Below are 1,565 nucleotides of genomic sequence, written 5' to 3' on the forward strand. Positions count from 1 at the left end.
ATCAGAAAGTTATACTGGAGTGGAGCCCGAAGATGGCTTCATTCCCGACGCGTTTGGGTGAATTCCCCCATGAGAGAGGGACCCCGCCCGAAGGATTCCAGACATACTGGAAGTCCGGCTGCATGACCCACCAGGGCATGATCTGCGCCTGATAGGTGACTTCCAGATGGTTTTCATTCGCCTGCGGGTGCTTGCCATAATCCCGGTCAAACTGGCGCTGCCCGTAGGACGTGCGGCCAATACCCCAGCCCACGCCGAGCGTGTCATTGTCACGCCCCTTGAAGGGAGCCTTGAGGTTGATCCCCGCATCCATTGCAAAGCTGATGAGGTTGCGGTCCCCCCCATTGCCCGTGGCGCGGACGAACACACCCACGGATTGGGGAGACTGGAGCGAGGGCCGCCAGAGCATCTGGTCCACAATGCCGTAAACCATCCAGTTGCCACGGTCCCAGCGCGGGGTCAGATCACTCTGGGACACAGCGCCCCCATTGGCCGCATTGGCCGCGGCAACCCCCAGTGAGCCTCCGTTCTTATTATAGCGGTAATCGGCGAACTTGGCGGTGTCGTAAAAACCACCCAGCTTGTAAATACCGGGCAGGCCGGGGTTTTTGGTCACCTTGGACATGTCATCGGGCTGGGGGTTGAGGGCGTATTGCAGCTCGGTTATGAGCAGAGCCCCCGTGCCCATGTTGAACTGGGTGCCCGAGGCGTTGTTATTGGCGTTCTGGCTGGTCGGGTCGTTGGTCTGCCCTGCGTTCGAGCCCGTGGCCTGCTGGATGGCGGTGGAGTTGTAGCGGTTGCCCGGCGGGTTATCATCCGCTGCGGCGAACATGACGGTAAACTGGTCCGTGGGCCGGTAGCGGATACGGATGGCGGGTGATGCCAGCGGCCAGGACGGCCCCCCCCCATACAGGTTGACCGATGGAGCCATGGGCCAGCCGAAGTTGGCGTTGAGATACAGGCTGCCGTAATCACTGATCAGGAATTCGGTATCCATATCCTGCTGCCCGATCTTGACGTCGAGCTTGCCGCCCAGAAAGGACTGCTGGTACCACAGTTCGAACAGGCGGGTGGAGCGGTCTGCCTCAAACCCGGATGCGGGGTTGAACACGGCCAGATGATCCTGCGAGATCGAGCGCCCCCGGAGCTGAAGGGCGCTGATGTTGAAGATCCCGCCCTTGAGGCCGATGAGCTTTTCCATGTCCACGGTCAGGGTTGGCATGGTCATGCCGTTATAGGAGGGTCCGGTGCCCGAGCCATCCGGCCCGTCGGCCGCGGATGCGGTGCCGCCTGAGGTATTGCCCCACAGTTCGTCCACTTCCTGAAGGTCGAAGGTCACGCCGTGGCGGGCCATCCAGTCGCGCGCGCCCCACATGTTGCCCAGCAGATGGTCGCTCATGTCGGGGTGGTCCGCGTCACTTTTGGGGGTGGCGGCGGCTTCTGCCGCGCGCATGCTGTCACGCACCGTGGCCGGGTCCACCTCGGAGACCAGAGGGCCGGAATTGCCCATGCGCCTGCGGTCCTGCTCCAGCTGCGTCTCCGCATTCTGCGCAAATGCCGCTGTG

1 protein-coding gene is annotated in these 1,565 nt (G+C 62.4%); it reads right to left on the bottom strand.

Going from position 1 to position 1,565, the window contains the following annotated elements; genetic code table 11:
- Window position 1 precedes the first annotated feature (1 nt).
- Window positions 2-1,565 (bottom strand): carbohydrate porin (locus tag HNR55_RS16635; protein ID WP_166117236.1); only part of this gene is annotated, 1,564 nt, incomplete at its 5' end.

The sequence above is a fragment of the Acetobacter lovaniensis genome, assembly GCF_014207635.1.
Classification (GTDB): domain Bacteria; phylum Pseudomonadota; class Alphaproteobacteria; order Acetobacterales; family Acetobacteraceae; genus Acetobacter; species Acetobacter lovaniensis.